The organism is Streptomyces sp. NPDC096012 (genome assembly GCF_040426375.1).
Lineage (GTDB): Bacteria > Actinomycetota > Actinomycetes > Streptomycetales > Streptomycetaceae > Streptomyces.
The window spans coordinates 105,845-122,999 of the sequence record NZ_JBEOTD010000011.1 but is presented as its reverse complement, the minus strand read 5'-3'; the positions used below and the strand labels follow the sequence as shown (position 1 = coordinate 122,999).

The 17,155-nt window shown below is 70.3% G+C and carries 11 protein-coding genes; 2 read left to right on the top strand and 9 right to left on the bottom strand.

Annotated features, from left to right (window positions below):
* Positions 1 to 4: 4 nt before the first annotated feature.
* From ABVB68_RS14245 to ABVB68_RS14215, 7 genes are all read right to left on the bottom strand, one after another.
* Entirely contained in the window at positions 5 to 463 is a 459-nt protein-coding gene (locus tag ABVB68_RS14245) for a bifunctional DNA primase/polymerase (RefSeq protein WP_353601339.1), read from the bottom strand.
* Between the two features lie 440 nt (positions 464 to 903).
* Positions 904 to 2,334: an NAD(P)/FAD-dependent oxidoreductase gene (locus ABVB68_RS14240; protein WP_353601338.1), complete on the bottom strand. Its 1,431-nt coding sequence runs from the start codon at positions 2,332 to 2,334 to the stop codon at positions 904 to 906.
* A 22-nt stretch (positions 2,335 to 2,356) separates the two neighbouring features.
* Entirely contained in the window at positions 2,357 to 3,157 is an 801-nt protein-coding gene (locus ABVB68_RS14235; RefSeq protein WP_353601337.1) for an ABC transporter permease, read from the bottom strand.
* Positions 3,158 to 4,087, bottom strand: coding sequence for an ABC transporter permease (locus ABVB68_RS14230; protein WP_353601336.1), 930 nt, complete (start codon positions 4,085 to 4,087; stop codon positions 3,158 to 3,160).
* Positions 4,087 to 5,259, bottom strand: a complete 1,173-nt coding sequence (locus ABVB68_RS14225) for an ABC transporter ATP-binding protein (RefSeq protein ID WP_353601335.1) — start codon at positions 5,257 to 5,259, stop codon at positions 4,087 to 4,089. The genes ABVB68_RS14230 and ABVB68_RS14225 overlap by 1 nt, the downstream gene beginning before the upstream one ends.
* 5 nt (positions 5,260 to 5,264) lie before the next feature.
* Positions 5,265 to 6,512 (bottom strand): ABC transporter substrate-binding protein, encoded by a 1,248-nt coding sequence (locus tag ABVB68_RS14220; RefSeq protein WP_353601334.1) that lies wholly within the window; start codon positions 6,510 to 6,512, stop codon positions 5,265 to 5,267.
* Positions 6,513 to 6,564: 52 nt separating this feature from the next.
* The gene (locus ABVB68_RS14215) at positions 6,565 to 8,100 is read right to left on the bottom strand and encodes a gamma-aminobutyraldehyde dehydrogenase (protein ID WP_353601333.1); all 1,536 of its coding nucleotides are present in this window, start codon (positions 8,098 to 8,100) and stop codon (positions 6,565 to 6,567) included.
* 207 nt (positions 8,101 to 8,307) lie between these two features.
* Between ABVB68_RS14215 and ybiA the strand changes: the two genes are divergently transcribed.
* Positions 8,308 to 8,871 (top strand): riboflavin biosynthesis intermediates N-glycosidase, encoded by a 564-nt coding sequence (gene ybiA, locus ABVB68_RS14210; RefSeq protein ID WP_353601332.1) that lies wholly within the window; start codon positions 8,308 to 8,310, stop codon positions 8,869 to 8,871.
* A 345-nt stretch (positions 8,872 to 9,216) separates the two neighbouring features.
* On the opposite strand, the gene ABVB68_RS14205 is transcribed toward ybiA, so the two are convergent.
* Together ABVB68_RS14205 and ABVB68_RS14200 are read right to left on the bottom strand one after the other, a co-directional pair.
* Positions 9,217 to 13,701 (bottom strand): peptidoglycan-binding domain-containing protein, encoded by a 4,485-nt coding sequence (locus tag ABVB68_RS14205; protein WP_353601331.1) that lies wholly within the window; start codon positions 13,699 to 13,701, stop codon positions 9,217 to 9,219.
* Positions 13,702 to 13,706: 5 nt separating this feature from the next.
* Positions 13,707 to 16,907, bottom strand: a complete 3,201-nt coding sequence (locus tag ABVB68_RS14200) for a hypothetical protein (RefSeq protein WP_353601330.1) — start codon at positions 16,905 to 16,907, stop codon at positions 13,707 to 13,709.
* Between the two features lie 23 nt (positions 16,908 to 16,930).
* On the opposite strand from ABVB68_RS14200, the gene ABVB68_RS14195 reads away from it, so the two are divergent.
* Positions 16,931 to 17,122 carry a hypothetical protein gene (locus ABVB68_RS14195; RefSeq protein WP_353601329.1) on the top strand — a complete coding sequence of 64 codons (192 nt, stop codon included), beginning with the start codon at positions 16,931 to 16,933 and terminating at the stop codon, positions 17,120 to 17,122.
* Positions 17,123 to 17,155 lie beyond the last annotated feature (33 nt).

The window sequence follows — 17,155 nt, the reverse complement described above, 5'->3', positions numbered from 1 at the left end:
GGCGCTAGCCGTCCTCACCCCGGTCCACCGCCAGGCCCGCCGCCGCCTCGTGCATCGCCAGCTCCAGCAGGGCGGGATCGGTCAGGGTGCCCGAGCCGTCCGGCGGGACCAGCCAGTGCACCCCCTGGGTCGCCCGGCCCGGGTAGGGCACGACGATCCAGGTGCCGGGGCCCGCGGTACGGATGCCGGTGCCGAGCCAGCGGGCCGCGGTGCCGGGCGGCACGAAGAACCCGACCCGTTTGTCCCCGAAGTCGGCGAGCACCGGGCCGGGTCGACCGAGGACGCGGGTGAGGACGTCCAGGGTCGGGTAGCCGAGTTCTCCCGGCAGGATCAGGACGTCCCAGGCCTTGCCGGCGGGCAGCAGGGCGACCCCGAGGGGGTTGCGCTCCCATTCCCGGCGGCAGGCCTCGGGATCCGGTGTGCCGGATGCCAGCCAGTCGGCCGCCGCCTTCGCCCCAGTCATCACAGAGCCTCCCTCTCTCGCGCGACGCGCTCGCGTCGGGAGGAGAGAGGGAGGCTCCGCGGGGAGCATTACGCGGGTTCCGCGTCCCCTTTCCGGTGACCTGGATCACATACCACTGCCGGCCACTCCGCTGCCGGCGGGCGGCTCCGGTGCCGTCCGGCGGTTGCCGTGCGGGCCGGCGGTGCCGGTGCCGGTGTAATCCGGCGGTTGCCCTGCGGGCCGGCGGTCCCGGTGCCGGTGTAATCCGGCGGTTGCCCTGCGGGCCGGCGGTCCCGGTGCCGGCGCAGTCCGGCCGTTGCCGTGCCGTCCGGCGGTCCCGGTGCCGGTGTAATCCGGCGGTTGCCCTGCGGGCCGGCGGTCCCGGTTCCGGCGCAGTCCGGCCGTTGCCGTGCCGTCCGGCGGTCCCGGTGCCGCCGACCGCTCCGGTGCCGGACGGCGGCTCAGCTGTCGAAGCCCAGTCCCAGCCGGTCCATCGTCCGCAGCCACAGGTTGCGCCGGCCGCCGTGCGCGTCCGCACGGGCCAGGGACCACTTGGTGAGGGCGATGCCCGTCCAGGCGAAGGGCTCGGGCGGGAACGGCAGCGGCTTCTTGCGGACCATCTCCAACTCGGTCCGCTCGGTGCGCTCTCCGTCCAGCAGGTCCAGCATCACGTCGGCGCCGAAGCGGGTCGCCCCGACGCCGAGACCGGTGTATCCGGCCGCGTACGCCACCTTGCCCTGGTGGGCGGTGCCGAAGAACGCCGAGAAGCGGGAGCAGGTGTCGATCGCGCCGCCCCAGGCGTGGGTGAAGCGGACGCCCTCCAGCTGCGGGAAGCAGGTGAAGAAGTGGCCCGCGAGCTTGGCGTACGTCTCCGGCCGGTCGTCGTACTCGGCGCGCACCCGGCCGCCGTACGGGTAGATCGCGTCGTAGCCGCCCCACAGGATGCGGTTGTCGGCGGACAGCCGGAAGTAGTGGAACTGGTTGGCGCTGTCGCCGAGCCCCTGCCGGTTCTTCCAGCCGATCTCGGCCAGCTGCCCGGCGCTCAGCGGTTCCGTCATGAGCGCGTAGTCGTAGACCGGCACGGTGTACGAGCGCACGCGGCGCAGCAGGCTCGGGAAGACGTTGGTGCCGAGCGCGACCCTGCGGGCGCGGACGGCGCCGTACGGGGTGCGTACGGCCATGCCGGCGCCGTAGCTCTTCAGGGTCAGCGCGGGTGTGTGCTCGTACACCCGCACGCCCAGGGCGAGGCACGCCTGCTTCAGGCCCCAGGCCAGCTTCGCCGGGTGCAGCATGGCCACGCCCCGGCGGTCCCACAGGCCCGCTTCGAAGGTGGGCGAATCGACCTGCTCGCGCACGGCGTCGGTGTCCAGGAACTCGACGCCGTCGGCCAGGCCCTGCTCCGTCAGCTCCCGGTGCCAGTCGCGCAGTTCCCGGGCCTGGTAGGTCTCGGTGGCGACGTCGATCTCACCGGTGCGCTCGAAGTCGCAGTCGATGCCGTGCCGGGCGACGGCGGCCTCGATCTCGTCGAGGTTGCGCCGGCCCAGCTCCTCCAGCCTGTGGATCTCGCCGGGCCAGCGGGTCAGCCCGTTGGGCAGGCCGTGCGTGAGGGAGGCGGCGCAGAACCCGCCGTTGCGGCCCGAGGCGGCCCAGCCCACCTCACGGCCTTCCAGCAGGACCACGTCGCGCCCCGGGTCGCGCTCCTTGGCGTTGAGCGCGGTCCACAGTCCGCTGTAGCCGCCGCCGACGACCAGCAGGTCGCAGGTCTCGGTGCCGGTGAGGGCGGGCTCGGCGGGCGGCTTGCCGGGGTCTTCCAGCCAGTACGGGACCGGCCGGGCTTCGGAAAGAGCGGCGATCCAGTTGTCTTTGCCACGACTCATGGCGCTTGGGGCCATGATTTCAACTCCCTACAGAGCTTTACGCCTTTTGCTTGTTGCGGCGATTGCTGATGACCATGGAGGTCAGGACGAACAGTACGGCGACGAGGAACATGGCCGTACCGATCACGTTGATCTGCACGGGCGTGCCGCGCTGCGCCGAACCCCACACGAACATGGGGAAGGTGACGGTCGAGCCGGCGTTGAAATTGGTGATGATGAAGTCGTCGAAGGAGAGCGCGAAGGAGAGCAGCGCGCCCGCGGCGATTCCGGGTGCCGCGATCGGCAGGGTGACCCGCAGGAAGGTCTGCACGGGTCCGGCGTAGAGGTCCCGGGCGGCCTCTTCCAGGCGCGGGTCCATCGACATCACGCGCGCTTTGACGGCGGTGACGACGAAACTGAGGCAGAACATGATGTGGGCGATCAGGATCGTCCAGAAGCCCAGCTGGGCGCCCATGTTGAGGAACAGGGTGAGCAGCGAGGCGGCCATGACGACCTCGGGCATCGCCATCGGCAGGAAGATCAGCGAGTTGACGGCGCCGCGCGCGCGGAAGCGGTAGCGGACCAGCGCGAAGGAGATCATCGTGCCGAGGACGGTGGCGCCGACCGTCGCCCAGACGGCGATCTGGAGGCTGATGGACAGCGAGCCGCACATGTCGGCGACGCCGCACGGGTCCTTCCAGGCGTCCGTCGAGAAGTGCTGCCATTCGTAGTTGAAGCGCCCCTTCGGTTTGTTGAAGGAGAACACCGTGACGATGATGTTCGGCAGCAGGAGATAGGCGAGTGTGATGAGGCCCGCGATGACGACCAGACGGCGCTTGAGCCAGGTGACGAAGGGCATTTAGACGAGATCCTCCGTCCCGGACCGGCGGATGTAGATCGTGACCATGGCCAGGATGGCGGCCATGAGGATGAAGGAGAGAGCCGCCGCCGTCGGATAGTCCAGGATGCGCAGGAACTGCGTCTGGATGACGTTGCCGATCATGCGGGTGTCGGTCGAGCCGAGGAGTTCGGCGTTGACATAGTCACCGGCCGCCGGGATGAAGGTCAGCAGCGTGCCGGAGACGACGCCCGGCATCGACAGCGGGAAGGTCACCCTGCGGAAGGTGGTCCACGGCTTGGCGTACAGGTCGCCCGCCGCCTCGTGCAGCCGGCCGTCGATGCGCTCCAGCGAGGTGTAGAGCGGCAGGATCATGAACGGCAGGAAGTTGTAGGTGAGGCCGCAGACGACCGCCATGGGCGTGGCCAGCACCCGGTCGCCGGCCGTCCAGCCCATCCAGTTGGTCAGGTCCAGGACGTGCAGCGAGCTCAGGGTGTGCACGACCGGGCCGTTGTCGGCGAGGATCGTCTTCCAGGCCAGGGTGCGGATCAGGAAGCTGGTGAAGAACGGGGCGATCACCAGGATCATGATCAGGTTCTTCCAGCGGCCGGCGCGGAAGGCGATCAGGTAGGCCAACGGGTAGCCCAGCACCAGGCACAGGACGGTCGCGGCGGCGGCGTACAGGACCGAGCGCAGGAACTGCGGCCAGTACTCGGCGAGCGCGTCCCAGTAGGTGGCGAAGTGCCAGGTGACCCGGTAGCCGTCCTCCAGCGAGCCCTGCTGCACCGAGGTGGAGGCCTGGTAGAGCATCGGCAGCGCGAAGAAGACGACCAGCCACAGCAGGCCGGGCAGCAGCAGCCAGTACGGGGTGAACCGGCCGCGTTTGCGCGCGGGCTTCCTCGCGGCTTCGACGGGGGCGAGAGGCGGGGGCGCCTCGGTGAGCGTCGACATCAGGCGGCGACCTCTTCCTCGGTGCCCGCGGAGCCCACCGTTCCGGCGAGCAGCGACTGGGCCGCGTCCAGACCGAAGGTGTGGGCCGGGCTCCAGTGCAGGACGACCTCGGCGCCGGGGACGAGCCGGCCGTCCCGCTCGACGTTCTGCGCGTACACCGCGAACTCGTCGCAGACCGGGGTGTCGATCACGTACTGCGTGGAGACGCCGATGAAGCTCGCGTCGGCGATCCTGCCGGTGAGCCGGTTGCGGCCCTCGGGGACGGAGCCCGCGTCGTCGGCGTGCGTGAGGGCGATCTTCTCCGGGCGGACGCCGACCAGCACCTTGCCGCCGGCCGCCGTCGGGGCCGAACATCGCGCCTCGGGCAGCACCAGCTTGCCGCCGCCCGCCGTGAGCACGAGGTCGTCACCGTTCCTGGTGTCGACCTCGGCCTCGATGAGGTTGGAGGTGCCGAGGAAGTTCGCGACGAAGGTGGTCCGCGGGTTCTCGTACAGGTCGGTGGGCGCGCCGAGTTGTTCGACGCGGCCCGCGTTCATCACGGCGACCGTGTCGGCCATGGTCATGGCCTCCTCCTGGTCGTGCGTGACGTGGACGAAGGTGATGCCGACCTCGGTCTGGATGCGCTTGAGCTCCAGCTGCATCTGGCGGCGCAGCTTCAGGTCGAGGGCGCCGAGGGGCTCGTCGAGGAGGAGCACCTTCGGGTGGTTGATCAGGGCCCGGGCCACGGCGACCCGCTGCTGCTGGCCGCCGGAGAGCTGGTGCGGTTTCTTACGCGCCTGCTCACCGAGCTGGACGAGCTCCAGCATGTCCTCCACCTGCTTCTTCACGCTCTTGATGCCGCGCCGGCGCAGGCCGAAGGCGACGTTCTCGAAGATGTCGAGGTGCGGGAAGAGGGCGTAGGACTGGAAGACCGTGTTGACCGGCCGCCGGTACGGCGGCAGTTGGGTGACGTCCTGGTCGCCGAGGTGCACGGTGCCCGAGGAGGGGTCCTCCAGACCGGCGATCATGCGCAGGGTGGTGGTCTTGCCGCAGCCGGAGGCGCCGAGCAGGGCGAAGAAGGATCCCTGGGGCACGGTCAGGTCGAGTGGCTGTACGGCGGTGAAGCCGTTGCCGTAGGTCTTGGAGATTCCGGAGAGGCGGACGTCGCCGCTGTTGTCCGGTGTCGTCTTCATCGTCGTCACGCCCCTGTGAGCTTCGCGAACTTCTCTTCGTAGGCCGTCTCTTCCTTCTGGCTCAGGGAGCGGAAGGCATGGGACCTCGCCTGCATGGCCTTGTCGGGAACGATCAGCGGGTTGTCCGCCGCTTCCTTGTCGATCTTCGCAAGGTAGGGCTTCACGCCGTCTACCGGAGTCACGTAGTTGATGTAGGCGGCGAGCGCGGCGGCCTGTTCGGGCTCGTAGTAGAAGTCGATCAGCCGCTCGGCGTTCGTCTTGTGCCGTGCCCGGTTGGGGACGCACAGGTTGTCGGTCGACGTCATGTAGCCGCTGTCGGGGATGACGAAGTCCACGTCGGGGCTGTCCGCCTTGAGCTGGACCACGTCACCGGCCCAGGCCAAGCAGGCCGCGAAGTCGCCCTTGGTGAGGTCGGAGGTGTAGTCGTTGCCGGTGAAGCGGCGGATCTGGCCCTTGTCCACGGCCTTCTGCAGGCGGGCGATCGCCGCGTCGAAGTCGTCGCCGGTGAACTTCGCCGGGTCCTTGCCCATGTCGAGCAGCGTCATGCCCACGCTGTCGCGCATCTCCGACAGGAAACCGACGCGCCCCTTGAGCCTGGGGTTGTCGAGCAGGTCCGAGACGGACTTGACCTCGATGCCGTCCAGCGCCTTCTTGTTGTAGGCGATGACCGTCGAGATGCCCTGCCAGGGGTACGAGTAGGCGCGGCCGGGGTCCCAGTCGGGGTTGCGGAACTGGGGCGACAGATTGCTGTAGGCGTGCGGCAGGTTGGACGGGTCCAGTTTCTGGACCCACCCGAGGCGGATCAGCCGGGCGGCCAGCCAGTCGGTGAGGACGAGGATGTCGCGGCCGGTGTCCTGGCCCGCGGCGAGCTGCGGCTTGATCTTGCCGAAGAACTCGTTGTTGTCGTTGATGTCCTCGGTGTAGTCGACCCTGATGCCGGTCCGCCTGCGGAAGGTGTCGAGCGTCGGGTGGCGTTTGCCGCTGTCGTCGACGTCGATGTACTCGGTCCAGTTGGAGAAGGCCACAACCTTCTCCTGGGCCGAGTGGTCCTCGGCGGACGTGCCGCCCTGCGTCTTGCCGGCCGCGGGGATCCCGCAGGCGCTCAGCGCCCCCAGGGCGCCGACGGTGAGCGCGCCGCCCGCGGAGGCGCGCAGCAGTGACCGGCGGGTCATCGCCGCCCGGCCGTTGTGCAGGCTGCGCCGCATGGCGGCCGCCTGGGCCGGGGTCGGGCGGTCGGGCTCGTACTGCTCCATGCGCGTGGTGCCCTTTCGGGAGGGGTCGGCCTGGTCCTTGGCCCGGTCTTCTCTACCGGTCCCCGAAGACGGTGCGGTGCCAGTCCTTCCTGGCCACCGCGGTGTTGTCGAACATGACATGCTTGACCTGCGTGTACTCCTCGAACGAGTACGCCGACATGTCCTTGCCGAAGCCGGAGGCCTTGTATCCGCCGTGCGGCATCTCGCTGATGATCGGGATGTGGTCGTTGATCCAGACACAGCCCGCCTTGATCTCGCGGGTGGCCCGGTTCGCGCGGAAGACGTTGCCGCTCCACGCGGAGGCGGCGAGGCCGTAGGGGGTGTCGTTGGCCAGCCGGATGCCCTCGTCGTCACTGTCGAAGGGCAGTACGACGAGTACCGGACCGAAGATCTCGGACTGGACGACCTCGCTGTCCTGCGCCGCGTCCGCGATCAGCGTGGGCCGGTAGAAGGCGCCGTCCTCCAGGTCGCCCTTCGGGGCCTCGCCGCCGGTCACCACGCGCGCGTAGCCGCGCGCCCGGTCCACGAAGCCGGCGACGCGGTCGCGCTGGAGGTGCGAGACGAGCGGCCCGAGATCGGTGCCCGCGGCGAACGGGTCTCCCAGTCGCACGGTCTCCATCAGGGCCGCCGTCCGCTCCACGAAGGCGTCGTACAGCGGTCGCTGCACATACGCGCGCGTGGCGGCCGTGCAGTCCTGTCCGGTGTTGATGAGCGCGCCGGCGACCGCGCCGTTGGCGGCCGCCTCCAGGTCGGCGTCGTCGAAGACCACGAAGGGGGCCTTGCCGCCCAGCTCCAGGTGGAGCCGCTTGACGGTGGCGGTGGCGACCTCGGCGACGCGCTTGCCGACACCGGTGGACCCGGTGAAGGAGGTCATGGCCACGTCCGGGTGGCCGACCAGGCGCTCGCCGGCCTCCTTGCCGGTGCCGGTGACGATGTTGACGACACCGTCCGGGATGCCCGCGTCCGTGGCGGCCTGGGCGAACAGCAGCGAGGTGAGCGGCGTCAGCTCGGCGGGCTTCAGGACGATGGTGTTGCCGGCGGCGATCGCCGGGAGGATCTTCCAGGCGGCCATCTGGAGGGGGTAGTTCCAGGGGGCGATGGAGCCGACCACACCGATCGGCTCGCGCCGGACGTACGAGGTGTGGTCGCCGGAGTACTCACCGGCGGACTGCCCCTGCAGATGCCGGGCGGCACCGGCGAAGAAGGCGATGTTGTCGATGGTCCCCGGCACGTCGAACTCACGCGTGAGCTTCAGCGGCTTCCCGCACTGCAGGGACTCCGCGCGGGCGAACTCCTCCGCCCGTTCGGCCACCACGGCGGCGAACCGGTGCAGGGCGTCCGAACGCTCGCCCGGGGTGGCCGACGCCCAGCCCGGGAAGGCCTCCCGCGCGGCGGCGACGGCCGCGTCGACGTCGTCGGTACCGGCCAGCTCGTACGTGTACACCCCCGCACCGGTGGCGGGGTCCACCACCGAGTGGGTACGGCCCGACGTGCCCCTGGTGAGGCGGCCGGCGATGAATTGCGCTCCCTCCGAGAACCGTTCCTGCGCGGGGAATCGTTCCGGGGTGGCGGTGCCCGGGTTGTGCATGTCGCTCTCCTCCGCCGTTCGCCCGTCCCGGGGGCGGGTGGCGTAGCTCCAGCTCGATTTGAGTGCCGATCCTGACAGAGCAGCAGGCCTCCAACAAGTGATTCCGTTGTTGCCTTTTGGTTACGCGACGGAATCTGTCGACCAGGTGTCGAGTCGGGGCGGAAAAGGACGGACGGAGTGTCCGTGGTGCGTGCCAGACTCGCGTGCATGGGAAAGATCGACGGGGTGGAAGCCCTGATCAGGGAGGTCCGGGCGGGGACCCGCGTCGAGTACCTGCACTTCTGGGGGCACCGGCCGCTGCCGGACGGCAGGATCGGCCCGAGCTGTCTCAGCCAGTGGTGGCCGTCACCGTTCGTGGCCGACGGTGTGGAGTACGCGACGGCCGAGCACTGGATGATGGCGGGCAAGGCGCGGCTGTTCGGGGACGCGGAGGCGGAGCGGCGGGTGCTGGCCGCGGCGCACCCCTCCGAGGCCAAGAAGGCGGGACGGCTGGTGCGGGGCTTCGACGAGGCGATATGGGAGCGGGAGCGCTTCGGGATCGTGGTCGAGGGCGGCGTGCACAAGTTCGCGGCCGACGACGATCTTCGGATGTTCCTGCTCGGCACCGGGGACCGGGTCCTGGTGGAGGCCAGCCCCGTGGACCGCGTCTGGGGCATCGGCCTCGCCGCGACCGACGAGGCGGCCTCGGACCCGGAACGCTGGCGCGGCCCGAACCTGCTGGGCTTCGCCCTGATGCGGACCCGGGAGAGACTGGCGGGCGCCGGGGCTTGAGCGGGGTGGCGTGAGCTTGCTTCGGGGCTTGAGGGAAGACCAGGGGGCGGGGAGCGGGCGGCACAGCGAACACCGGTCGTGGTCCTCACCGACGGCTCGGGCGCACCGCCCTCCTACGCCCGCGACTGGACCTCGGTCCGGCGGGAAGGCTGACGGATCTACCTCTCCCCCGCGGCGACGAGGACGTCGGCGCACGGGTCCTGAGGACGTGCGACTCGGCCTAGTGGTAGCCGTAGCCGTCGACGGAGGACTCGACCCGATTCGTCATGGCCAGACCTTCGTCATGGCCGGACCTTCACGTGATGGCGGACGCTGATGCCCACCGCGGGTTCCATCGACCCTGTGTCAGTGATGGTGGAACCCGCCCCGCCGGTCGCCGTCCTCGTGGTCACGGTCCTCGTGGTCGCCGTCCTCGTGATCGCGGTCGTGATGACCGTCCTGTCCGGGCGGAAGATCGACGGTGTCGCAGTAGATCACCGGCCCCGGGAGCGGGGCGGGGGCGGGGCCGTCGGCCGGAAGGCCCTCCGTCTCCATGACCAGCAGGCGCAGCGGTACCCCGTGCCGCACGGGCGGTACCGCGATCTGGCCCGTGTAGAACGGCGTGTTGGAGGACTCCGCGTCGACCGAGGTGAGTCGGGTGGCGGTGTCCTGGAGGGTCACCCAGCCGAGGTCCTGGTCGTCGACGACGTCGTGCCGGCGCTGCAGCGTGGCGGTGATCCGCGGCGGCAGGGAGTCGGTGGGGTCCCAGGAGGGACCGGTGAGACTGACCGAGAGCGGCTGGCCGGCCCTGACCGTGAGTTCCCGGTCGGGCAGGGTGCGGACCAGGTCGGCGAGGACGACCGCCGAGATCTCGGCTCCGGGGATCGAATCGGGCTGGTACCGGACCAGAGCGAGCCGGACGAAGGGCAGACAGGTCTGGCCGGTGTCCAGCTCCAGGTCGCAGAACCAGCGGCCGCCCTTCTCGTCCGCGTCGAACCGCGGGGCGAAGCCCACGACCGTCACGGGGAGCGGTCCGGAGGACGTGGACAGCGACAGCTTCCTGGGCGGCACGGCCGCGTTGGTGAACACGTCCGCGGTCGGTGCCACGACGGCCGCGGAACGGTGGACGGGGTCGCGGCCCATGAGGGTGACCGAGGCGTCGCGTACGGACGCCGGATCGCCGCCTGGCGGCTCGCCGAGGACGACGCCGAGCAGTTCACCGTCTCCCGACGAGAACCACGGGCGGTCCAGGTACACCCGGATGCCTCCGCCGCGCCTGCGCTGGACGATGGCGCCGGACGCCCCGTCGTCCCGCTCCAGGGCGAGAGTCGGTACGCAGTACAGGACCCGCGGTGCCGTGGGCGCCGCGCTGCTGAGGACCGAGTGTTCCTGCGGGGCGCCCTGTACGGTCAACGCCCCCGCACCGGGCTCGGCGAAACTCGGGGGGAAGTAGTCGCCGAACCGGCTGCCCGCCAGTGGGCTGTAGCGCACCACGCGGTGTCTGGTGTCACCGAACTCGTGCTTTTCCAGGAGAGGCTGGCCCTGCTTGGTCGTGGCCTTCTCCTCGGCCGCCTTGGTGCTGAAGGTCAGGACGCCGTTCTGGAGGACGGCGGGTTCGGTGCCGGGGACGCCCGTCCGGTCGGCCCTCGCCGTCAGCAGTCCGAACACCGGCGCGGTGACCGTCCGGACGTCACGCCCGTCGGGCCCGGAGTCCGTCACCTCGGTCCACTCCGCGACCAGGTCGATCCGGCCCGTGCTGTTCTCGTCCAGCGCGATGGTGCCGGCGAGGTGCTCGGCCGTCGCGTGCGCGGCGCGCGGGGTCGCCGAGGGGGACAGGTTCAGTACGGGCGTCTTCAGCGGTTGTTGCACAGCGTGGACGAGAGTCAGCTCGTGCCAGGGAGTGAACATCCAGTGCCGGCTGGCCGCGGCCAGTTCCAGCACCCGGTCCGCATTCTGCAGCTCTGCCGTTCTCCTCGCCTCGACGACCTCCTCCGGCTCCGGCGCGAGTCCGGGCGTCGGCTCCGGGTCCTCCCGGCACCAGGAGGCCATGCCCATGAGGTTCGCGTCGAAGTCGATGCCGGAGCACACGCGGACGATGGCCACGGCGCCCTTGGGCAGCGACACGGTCAGCACCCGGGACGCCTCGTCGAAGTGGGGCGGCGCGGTTCCTTCGACCAGCCTCACCCGGAACGACCTGGGGCGGTGCCAGACATCGCCGTCCCAGGGGACGAGGAAGGGCTGATCGGGGGGCATTCCCGGCAGGTCCAGCAGGGCGGCTCCGCGGGCCAGCGGATCGGGGAGGCCGCGCATGTCGACCTGTTCGCCCGTGTGCAGGGCGATCACCGCCCGATCGGCGGGGTCCGCCGCCGGTGAGTCGATGGGTTCCAGGCGCACGTCCGGACCGGGGTCGTCCAGGGAGGCGCTCTCGCGTACCGCCAGCTCGTAGACCGCGTCCTGGACGGCGTGGTCGGTGGAGCCGATGGCTTCGTCCAGCAGTCCGTGCCACTCCACGCACTGCAACGACGCCTTCGGCGCCACCACATGGCGTTCGTCGGCACCCTGGTAGGGGACGTGTCCTTCCTCGGTGACCAGCGGTGACCGGTTGAACTCAGCGGCGTACTGCTCGGCGGTGCCGCCGGTTCGGGGGGCCGTCGCCGGGCCGGGGCCGCAGTCGACGGTGAAGCCGTTCTTGCGGCCCAGCTCGGTCAGGGACTGGCAGCCGGGGGTGCCGTCGGCGTCCCGCCCGGAGAAGCCCTGGTCTCGTTGTTCCTCGGCATAGGCGGCCCTCGTCCGGTCGCCGAAGTTGCCGTCCGCGCCGCCCGGGAGGTGATGGCCCTCGGCCATCAGGGCCCGCTGGACGACTTGGATGTCCGCGTTGGTCAGGTCGGGCCGGACATTGGCCAGGATGACCCTCGTCCCCTCCTCGGTGGGGCCGGACGGAGCTGCCGGCGGCGGTCCGGCGCCCGGGCTGCTCCGGATCACCATGCGGAAGGTCGAGGCGCCTTCGGCGAACGGCGCTCTGGGCACCACGGACGGCGCCGGGACGGCGCCGAACCGCTGGAAGACGAGCGGCGGTTCGGGGACCGCCACACCGGGCAGGTGCAGGGCGTCGGCCTGCGTGAGGTCGAGGCCGTTGCCGGCCAGGTCGACGGTGCGCAGCCGTACCCGGTACTCGTGGCCGTACCGCAGGGTGGGCAGTGAACCGTGTGCCGGCTTGACCGTGATCTCCATCGGCAGTCCCGGCGGTGCCTCGTTCCCGGGCGGAACCGGGGTGTCGTCGGCGTCCAGCACCAGGCCGGGGAGGGGCGCGGACAGGGAGAAACCGCGCCAGACGGCCAGCGGCTCCGGTACGTAGAGCGCCGGATCGCTCGGTGGTGAGACCAGGTGAGCCTGGAAGAAGCCCTCGTCGGAGGCTGTCAGCAGCAGCGGCCCGCCATGGGCCTGCCGGTACTCCACCTCGCGGGCGTGCAGCGAGAACCATCCCTTGCGATGCTCGTCCCAGATGTCCATCCGGTGGCCGCGGACCAGGTCCTCGGCGGTGAGTACGGGGGCGGGCGGCTCGTCCTGGGTGGCCGGTGTGGCCGCGCTGGCCGGTGTGGCCGGTGTGGCCGCCGTGGCCGCCGTGGCCGGCGGTTGCGCCTGCTCCCGCCGCCGCGCCACCACCTCGCTGAACGCCTTGTCGAGCTCGGCCGCCCGGTCGAGCTCGGCACGCAGTTTGGTCTCGCGGTCGTTCCGGATCAGCGAGATCCCGTGGGTGCGGACCGGGGACAGGCCCTTGGCGTCCGGGGGGACCGAGAGCATCTTGAGGGCGGCTCCGTCGATGTCCGCCTGCTCGACGCGGAAGTGCGCCGCCAGTTCCACGAGGCCGCGGGACGGCGACGCCAGCGGGTCGCCGTCGGACGGCGGCTGCTCCGCTGGGAGAAAGATGCGGCGGCCGGGCGCGGGCGGGTTCGAGGGGAGGGGATCCACACCGAGGAAGTAGCGGGTGAGACAGGGCACGTCGTGCGAGTCACCGCCCAGTGCGGAGTTCCAATGGGGAACGACGGTCAGCAACCGATGGCCGTCGGAATCGGGGAGCCCGGCCGGCAGGACGAAGTCCAGGACCAGTCCGAGGCGGCGGAGCAGCAGGGGGTGGTCGCCGAACGAGGTGAGCATCGTGTGGAAGTCGGTGCGGGGCGGCCGGGTGGGACGCTCCTCGCCGTCCGGCAGTTGTCCACCGGGCGCCGGCTGTTCGCCGGCGAGCGGCTGCACCCCGGCCGACGGGCCGTGGGCCGCGGACGGGGCCGAAGCGGAGGGGCTGTGGAATTCGGCCAGCTGCGCCAGCTCCGGCGGATCCACGCGGCCACCGGAACCCTGCGCCACGTGCTTCTCGGCGTGTGCGTTGCCCGCGTCCGGGGACGTCAGCAGGCCCTGCGTCACAGGCGGTGCTTCGGCATGCTGCTTCGCCGCCCTGACGTAGACGTCCTTGGTGAACCTCCTGACCTCCTGCGTCGAGTAGCTGCGCGTCTTCCGCGTGGGTGCGTCGCAGGAGTAGGGCTCCAGCTCGGTGCCTTCGTGGAACAGACTCGTCCACAGGCCGGTGTCGGGTGCCGGGCCCTGCGGCACCAGCGGACCGGTGAAGGGTACGGGCACGGGCGGCGTCACGGTGCCGTCCGCGGTGGCGAACTCGAAGGTGGCCGCCGTGACCTTCTCCGGCCATCTGAGGAAGTCGGGAAAGTCCGCCAGTGTTCCGCTGGTCCCGTCGGGGGTGTACAGCCGGGGTGCGACGAACACCGACACCTGCGCAAGGGTGCCGTCGTCCGAGAGTCCGGCCGGGAGGACCGTCCAGTTGATGTGCTGTTCGAAGCGCATGGACATCACCCGAGGGGCTGGGGGGCGTACGACTCGCAGAACTCGCGCCAGTACGGGTCCAGCGGGACGCATTCGCGGAAGGACGGGTCGCCCGGGGCACCGGAGAAGCTCCGTTCGAGCTCGAGCGTCAGGGACTTGCTGAAGAAGGCGATCCGTACGCTGACCGTGAGGGTGCCCTTGCCGTGGACGAACGACTGGTGTCCGTGCTTTTCGTAGGTGAGTTCAAGCGAGAATTCGACGGAGATCGTGACGATGCCCAGCACACACAGGAAACCGCTGCAGCGCAGATATCCGCTGAGGGCCTGCTCCTTCCCGCTCGTGAAGCGGATACCCGCCATCACCGAGACGCCGCCGCTCGCGACCCCGAGGTTCAGGGCCGCGGCACCGCCGAACTCTATGGCGCCTTCGATCTGCGGGGGGCCGCTCGTGTTCACCAGCATGGAGAAGTAGCCGCCACCGCCGAACAGGGACACCGTCACGTGGAAGGGGTGTTCTCGCTCGGCGACGGAGAAGCGGAAGGTGACGGGCTCGTCCTCGAAGGGGATCACCAGCTCGGCCGCGAGTGAGAGGTTCGACAGGGTGAAGACACCGATCCCGAGGGTCGGGACGGCGAACTTGTAGCCCGCCCGGACTCCTGTGCCGTCGACGTCCACGTACGCGCCGGAGCCGAAGACGTCGGCGGGCAGGGCATCGCGCAGGGTGTTGATGAACTCCAGGTCCTTCTTGAAGCTCAGCGCCAGACCGCCGGCGGTGACGTCGGGCTTCTTCCCCGGGCCGGACCTGAACGACAGCTCGGCGAAGTGCACTTCGACGAAATCGGCGAAGACCAGCTTGAAGTCGGTCAGTTTGCCCTGCACGGTGGCCTGGTCGACGGCGTCCTTCGAGCGCACGGTCCGGGCGTCCAGGGTCAGCACGGCATTCTCCAGGTCGACGGGGAACGAGTCCTGCTCGCCCGGTTTGCCCGGCCCCGCCTTGCCCAGCCTCGTCTTCCAGACATAACGCAGTTCCTTGCCCTGTCCGTCCGCCAGGTCGCGGATGCGCAGCACGGGCGTGGGCAACAGGCCGTCGGGGGCCCGCAGGATGTCCTCGATCTGCTTCTCGCCCAGTTTCTGGGGCGTGCCGAGCTGGTCCTTGATGTCCTGCAGATACCGGTCCAGGCAGATCTTGCCGAGGAGCTTGGCTCCGCCGAACGCGTTCCTCACGGTGTCCAGGTCACTGCCGCCGAGGACCGCCCCGGAAGCGGCTTCCGTCTTGAAGAGGTCCGGGACGACACCGGCCTGTGCGGTGATCAGCTTGAGCTCGGACCTGGGGCTGGCGATCCCACCGGCCTTCTCCGCGGCGAGTGCGATCGAGATCGGATTCTGGAGCTGGAGGTAAGCGCCGGCCGGGTGCTTGTCCATGGTCTGCTTGAGATAGGTCTCGTTGAACACGACCGCCGCCCCGCCGGCGTTTCCGGTGAACTGCTCGACGGCGGGGACACGCACGTCGGCCGCTCGCACGTGGGGCAGGCCGACCACGAAGCGGTCCTCTTCCTGCGGGGTTCGCGCGATGGTTCCGAGCCCGAAGGTCAGGGTGCCGACCGCGTGGCTGGTGCTGCCGGGAGCATCGGCGGGTGGTTGCGCCATGGCCATCACCTGGCCCCCCAGCCGGCAGTCCATGCGGCCGGGGTTCTCCGCGAGGAGCGTCTTCAACCGCGGCCCGGGATCGGGGAGTCCGTCGGGTACGAAGATCAGCGGCATCGTGAAGCTGACCTTTCTGTCCTCGTAGTCCGTGCCGATCAGGGTGAACTGGTGGTCGGTTCCGGATCCCCGGAGTTTCACCCAGAACGCGTCGCGGTCCCTGAGGGGCTTCCTCGGATCGGCCTGCGGCTCCGACGATGGGTCTGGTGGCTGGATGAGCGGAGTGGCCCGGTCGGTGATGCGCAGACTGCGGAACGGCATTTCCCGTCCGGCGTACGTGTAGCGGGACTCCTGGTCGTACTGCACCACCGGCTGCTTGACGATGACGTGGTCCTCGTGTTGCAGGTAGGCGACTATCCCGTCGTTCGGATGAGCGACGAACACTCGCCGGAACTCCTCCACATGGGACGCCAGGTGGCCGGTGCTCAAGCGGCCCCGTGTGACCACGCGTATGTACTGGTCGCGCCCCAGGCCCGTGATGTGGTCGTACGCCTCCAGATCCGGGAAGGGCCGGCCGGCCGGCGGGTACCGGGGCTTATCGCTCTCGGGTGCCGCCTCCCAGGCGCCGTGCAGGTGGGCCGAGGCGCCCAACGGCGTGAGGATGAACTGCTCGGAGTGCAACGGCGCGCTCGGGACGTCGATGGGGCCGCCTCCCGGTACGACGAGTTCGGCCCGGCTGGTGAGGGTGACGAGGTCCTCCAGGTTCGCCACGGTGAGCGGGCCCTCCGCGAGGAGTGCGCCGCGGTCCCGCACCGCCGCGAAGGCCCGCAGCCGTACGTCCCCGTCGTCCTGCGTGCCGTGCAGCCGTGCGTGCCACAAAGCGACCCGGCCGTCGGCCTGATGGGGCTCCGGACGGCTCAGCCAGCCCACCGGCTCGTCGTAGGTGATCAGCAGCCGGGTGGGGAATTCGATGACACTTCTGGGGACGCCCTGGAAGACGGACGACCCGGGGGTGTCCGGGGTCTGCGGTCCGACCGGAACCGTCAACGGCACGAGTCGCTCCCAGTCGAGCAGCGCGTCCAGCGACAGGTCCAGGCCGGCCAGGTCGGCCGGCACGGAGAAGGCCAGCGTCGTCGGGCCGGCGGTGAAGGCCTTGACGGGGCCGGGCGGGGGCGTGCTCCCGCCCAGGATGGCCTGCTCCAGGACATGCTGCGGCGGCAGTCCGGCCAGGACGAACGAGGGTGTGCCCGGATCCCGCGGCACCAGGCGGTGGCCGTCGAAGCGCAGGTTGACCAGGCTGATGTCGACGACCAGCATGTCCGTCGGCCGTACCACCCGGAACGGTCCCTCGGCGACGTCCTCGGCGTCCCCCGGACCGGGCTCCGCGGGCGTCTGCGGACCGGGATCGTGCGGGTGCCCGGGCCGTTCTCCGTCGAAGGGTCCGCCCCCACCGGGCCGGCGCCCGTCGAAGTGTCCGTGGAAGCCGTCACCGTCGTCGCCGTGGCCACCTTGGTGGCCGTCACCGGAACGGTTGTGCAACGCGTCGAGGAGTCCCGGGGCGACAGGACGGATGGTGTGGAAAGCCATGCGGAAACGCCTCATCCGAGGTCGTGGAGATCGAGGAGAACGTGGAACAACGCGCCATGACGCTGCTCGCCTCACCGCCATTTTCCCCCGGGCGTCGCATTCCCGCCATCGGAGCACGGCACGGGATCATGCGTTCACGACCCCAAACCGTGAACCCTTCAACATTCTTTGACGGAACGCCAGCTGCGCTGTGCGCCGTGCATGACCTGGCCTGACCACCATCGCATGGTGTACGGCCTTGGGAACGG